3 protein-coding genes are annotated in these 5,641 nt (G+C 35.1%); all 3 read left to right on the top strand.

All coding sequences use genetic code 11. The features are described from left to right. Positions 1-135 precede the first annotated feature (135 nt). Positions 136-1,017: a hypothetical protein gene (locus tag GQ589_RS11135; RefSeq protein ID WP_160426216.1), complete on the top strand. Its 882-nt coding sequence runs from the start codon at positions 136-138 to the stop codon at positions 1,015-1,017. A 17-nt stretch (positions 1,018-1,034) separates the two neighbouring features. Next, positions 1,035-4,865, top strand: a complete 3,831-nt coding sequence (locus GQ589_RS11130) for a toxin VasX (RefSeq protein ID WP_160426214.1) — start codon at positions 1,035-1,037, stop codon at positions 4,863-4,865. A 16-nt stretch (positions 4,866-4,881) separates the two neighbouring features. Then, a partial coding sequence (locus GQ589_RS11125; protein WP_160426212.1) for a DUF6708 domain-containing protein occupies positions 4,882-5,641 on the top strand: 760 nt, incomplete at its 3' end.

The following is a 5,641-nucleotide window of genomic DNA, read 5'->3' as shown; positions in this document are numbered from 1 at the left end:
AAATGGCGGTATAAAAATGCTAGCACCGGGTGATGTTCAGATTGAATCTGCTAGCTTTCGCATATTAGGACCTTCAAATTATCAAGTACCAGAAGTTGAATTACCAAAAGGCGACACATGTTCGGAGTCAGCATAATGGAAAAACAATTACTTAATCTTTTAGATAATGAAACAGCACGTAAACAATATCGTTATCTATTAATTGATCATTTAGTTTCGCTAAGTTATTTTCATATATTATCAATTGATAGTTTGCAAGAAAATCTAGGTAAAGAAGCTATCCAAGTTGTGCCAAGACCTGATTTAGCTCACGATCAGCGTCATTGCCCAAAGTTAGTTGTGATCGCAAAACCTGATGAACCAATCAATAAAAGATTAGTTCATTTTATTAGTAATCAACTAAAGGAAGAAGGTTCGCTACCAAAACGATATTTGTGTGGCTGTATAGTTAGCGAAAACATCCCTCAATTTTTAAGTGATCAACTGATTAACATCGGTTTAAAGTTAGGTCAATTAATTGGGGGCCGTTTTGTTCCTTTTTATGAACCGTTTCGAATGTTTTTATTGCAAGAAGGCAATAAAATTTGTCCAGATTGGTTACCAACCTTATTAAGTTGCTGTAGTACTTACTGTTTTACATCCTTCACCAATCATTTGCAGGTTATTCAATCATTATCTTATACCCCTGAACCCTTTGATCTATTTGTGACAGAAGAAACTAAAAATTTTTTAAAACAATCTGTTCAGTTATATCACTTAACTGTAGCTTGGCAAAATATTTGTGAAAATCAAAATAAAAATATTGAAGATTCAGACATATTATTATTAGCTGATTTTTATAACAAAGCAAAAATAGAAGGGTTAGAAGATAGCAACGATCTATTTACGTTATCATTAGTGCTTATGCGCTATAAAGACCGATTAGACCCTAAATCGTTAAAAGCTGCGATAGCTAAAGCAATAGATGAACCGGGCACTTTAGCACAGCATTTAAGTCAAATAGAGCTAGAACAATAATAACAAAGGAATATATCATGGAAAAAATAGACCCTAATATTTTTACTGAAGCAAAAAATGCCTCGGAAATGGCTGGTGGTGGATGTGGTACTTGTCAACGAAACGGTATGCCATTTTTTTTAGTCCGTCAATCGGTTATTAATCCTAATGCTTACCATGAAATAGATTGGTCAAAAAACGTGCCTAAATTGGCTGATAGGCGCCCTAGCAAGGCATTAACGAAGCATACGTATGCTTTAAGAATGTTACGCAAAGGATATGTTTATGTATTAATGGAACAAAATGGCAATCGAAAATTATTAGGCTACGAAGTGACCTCGAAAGGGGCGTTAAGACACCGCTCCATTTACCATATGAAAAAATATGAGATTGAAGATTTGGCTGAAAAATGCACTAAAATGAACCATAATGTGCCCGCTATTTTTGCTAATATTGATGTATTAAATGCAACGGTATGGATAGCTTATAGCCGTCGAGCTTGGTCAAAAGATATTGAAGATTATTACCGTTCTCCAGATGCCGATTTAAGGCGATTTACCAAAGTAACGATAAACGATAAAACCCGAAACGATCCTACCGCTTTAACCGATGGGCGTAGTTTTGCTTTCAATGATTTACTCGACAAAAATAAAGCGCCTTATTTACCTGAGTTTTTCTTTGAAAAAAAAGATTTTAATGTACGTTTTCCAAGTGCACATGAATTTTATGATTATTCACATAAAGACAATTTAAAGGCAATTGCAGATATAGCAAAAAAATTTGAAAATCAGTATCAATGTAAAATAGGCTGCATTGTGTTAGAAGACACCTTCGGCATAGCCGAAGAGCTTAATGCACAACGATTGCGGGACTTTGACCCTATTAATAATGCCCTTTTAGAGCACGAACGGGAAATAGAGAAAAAATTAACCGATGCCTATAATGAAAAAATAGCGGATTTTACACCATCAGATAGTTGGTTAAATTCGTCTAATGAGTTACCACAGCTGTTTTCATACGCGAAAGATTATTTTCAAAGCCTTATCAATCCGAATATTGATGATAATCAAAGTAACACAGCACCATTATTAACCATCCCCTTAAAGCCCAATACAAATACCCGCAAATATTATCATGAATATTTTTCCACTAATCGAGCCTATAAACGTAGGATTGTGTCTTGTATTGACGCTTATAAAAAAGGATTGAAGAACTATTTTGCGAATCAAATAGAGCAAGAAAATGAAAAAGACGGTAAATATAATGAAACACAATATAAGGATGTTTATGAACCCGCAACAAATATGAGCAATATTAGAGATTATAAATTATATGATTACAGCTTACGGATTGAAAAATTAAAATCAGAAGGTTGGAAAGAAGTTGCCTTAACTGATGAAGAAAAAACAGTATTATTAAAACAAAAAAATCAATCTCAAATTCCTTATAACAACTATGTCAGTGTACACCGTTTTTCATTAACGAAAGAAGGTGCAGTACAATCTAAATTTGATAAAGAATGGGCAAAACTGTCTGCACGGCTAGATAAGGGTAAACTAGACGCATTTCGCCAAGAGGAAAAAAAACTATTTGACGAAATTGTTGAAGATATCCGCAAAATATCAATCGATTATTTAGTTTATGTCACTTGGCTTTTTGGTTATAAAGATAAAAAAATAGAAGAAAATAAGAACTCCGAAGAGAACAAAAACACCGAAGAAAATAAGAACTCCGAAGAGAATAAAAACACCGAAGAAAATAAGAACTCCGAAGAGAATAAAAACACTGAAGAAAATAAGAACTCCGAAGAGAATAAAAACACTGAAGATAAAAATTCTGAATATGTTATCAAATTAGCTGACTATAATGAGGTCGAGTTTTGGAAGCGAGAGCAAGAAAACGACTACTCAAAAGACCACTTAGGCTATTTTGAAGATGTGATTGCCATATTACAAGGTAATTTACAAATTGCGAAGTTACCTGAACAGTTTGGCTTATGGAACAGCCTATTACGAGATGAAAATTCCATCTATTTTCATCTGTTAAAAGGTCAAGATAATAACTTGTATGAATTGCTACTAAAACAACGTACCGATGAAATGCAGCAAAATCAAGATGCAGCAAACCACAAAACGGATGTAACAATTCTCAATGAATTAGTGGGCAAAATTAACGATATTTTGAATTTGCCAATTGATGCGAAAAATACGACCTTATTTGTGGATAAAATGGAAGTATTAACGAGTTGGATGGCTGCCAGTGTTGCTAATCCACCAAAGAACGCTAAGTTAATTAACGATATTTTAATAAAAGATCATGGCACAGAACTGCTTAAAATGTTTTCGGGTATTGAGCATAGGCGTATAAGTTTTCCTGTCAAAATTAAAAACCTACCCAAAGTTTATGAAATTTTGATGGAGCATTCAGATGTATCATCGGTAAGTATTGATAAAAATTCCAAGCTGTATAAGCTATCAAGAGTATCGGATACCGATAAGCGCTGGCAATTTGAAAGCCAACTGACTAAAAAACAGCTCGAAAAAACGGTTCAAATGGAGTTTATGGTATTGGCTGATGATATAGCCTCAATGAATAACATAATTGATGAGTTGAAAAAAGGCGGCAATTTAAAAGAAACCACCCTTGCGAAAGCCAAAAAGGTATTAGGCGCTGAAATTAAACACGCTCACCAATTTAGTGGCGAGCTAACCTTAGCTGACCTTGAAATAGCAATGGTACAAGCCAAACGACGAATCAAGTTCGATGCCACCAAAGGTATTTTGATGAATGGGATAATGATATTTTTGCACGGAATTTTATACAGTCAAAATAGGCAAGAATTCGAGGCTCAATGTCGTGAAATGCGGCAAGAAGTGAGAGATGAAATTCTTAATGACATGATAAAGACTAGTGTCGTTCTGTCGTTAATGTCGGCTGAAATAATGGCCCACACGATTAAGCTAGTTGGTAGTGCATTACCCAAAACCAATATCTTTACCACCATGATACCGGGGGGGGAGAAATTCATAAAAGTCACCGGGGGAACGCTAGCGCTAATTACAATATTGGATGGGGTCATGGATATTTATAAAGGAATCCAATATATTACTAATGGAGACAATATTGATGGAGGTTTAGTTGCCTTGGGGGGGGGAGGGGCTTTAATCTCTGGAGGTATAGGTTTATATGGTGTAATATTTTCTCTTACCCTTTCAGTTGCGCTTTTAGCTATAGCTTTTGCCGTTATTGGTGCAATTTTGGTGTATATAGGCTCAGAAGCCGATCGTTGGTCGCCCATGGAAGTGTGGTTTAACCGTTGCTACTTTGGTAACCATAAACATCCAGAAAAAGGGGAGCCTTATCCTCTCACCGCAGTTGGCACCAGTGCCGCGTTGAATGACTATTTTACCTATCTTTCAGGTGTTTATTTGGCTTTAAATTATCAATCTTATGATATGGAGTTCTTTTTGGACGATATTCGTAATGATTCTGATGAAAACGCTGCATTAATTTATGCGGGTGGGCTGCATGTACATATTAAACTGCCCAATTTTGATGTACAAAGCCGTTATACCTGTATGGTCTATCTAACTGATTCTGAAGGGCAATCGGCTAAGGTCCAAATTGTAAAAGGTAAAGACGATGAAAATCTGAATGTTATGGTATCACCCAATCAATGTAATCATGATTTAGTACGTTGGGTTAAATCGAAAGCCTACCCTATCGGATCAAATATAAATGCTACCGTGGCGATAGACCAAAAAGTGGCTGAATTAAGGGTAAAAGCCAAAAAAGTGATTGGTATATTACATTACTGGCAAGGTAAAGACGCCAAATCGCCCCTACGCATTGAACATATTATCAATTAAAAAGGAGAACATAATAATGCCATCAAAGTATCAACCACAAGTCTCATGTTGGCGCGAAGATTTATACAAAGGGGTTTATACAAAAAAATTACATTTAAGTAATAATAAAAAATTACGTTATGCTAATGATGATTATTGTGAATTTTCAAGACGATTAACAGGGATGAGTCCTTTGCTTCGTATACTTATGATAACTATTGCTTCTGCAACTGTTTTATTATTATTAGTAGTCTTGTACTTTGTTATACCAATTATTTTTTTTGAAAAAAGTAAAACTAGATTTATATTTATACCATGTTGTCTATTAGTGTTTTTTGGTATGTATATCTTCTTTCTAATGGCTTCGAATATTTTTTTTGCTCCTGAAGATTGTCCCATTCGTTTCAATCGAAAAACAGGTAAGGTTTATATTTATGACCATTTCCTATTATATTTTGGTTCATTAAGAACGTTTATTCGCTCGCCCTTTAGAGCTAAAGAGATAACCGTTAAAGAATTTAATTGGGCAGATATTCAAGGGTGTATGACCTCAGTATCAGCGCCTCTTGCTAGTGGCGGAATGGTTAGAAGCTATCGTCTAGAATGTGTAGTATGCGAGCCTAATACCACTAAAGTGATTGACTACTTTCTACTAGCAGCTTATAGCAGTTTAAGCTATGACGAATGGATGTGGATAAATAGCTATATGGCGTTTTATGATAATAATTTGGATGGGGAATTGATGCCAGAAGAAGAGTTTACATGGCCAATCAAAGTCAACTGGCCAGAAGAAATCG

The organism is Gilliamella sp. Pas-s27 (assembly GCF_009795865.1).
Taxonomy (GTDB): domain Bacteria; phylum Pseudomonadota; class Gammaproteobacteria; order Enterobacterales; family Orbaceae; genus Gilliamella.
The sequence above is the reverse complement of the archived record's forward strand: the minus strand, read 5'-3'. Positions and strand labels throughout refer to the sequence as shown.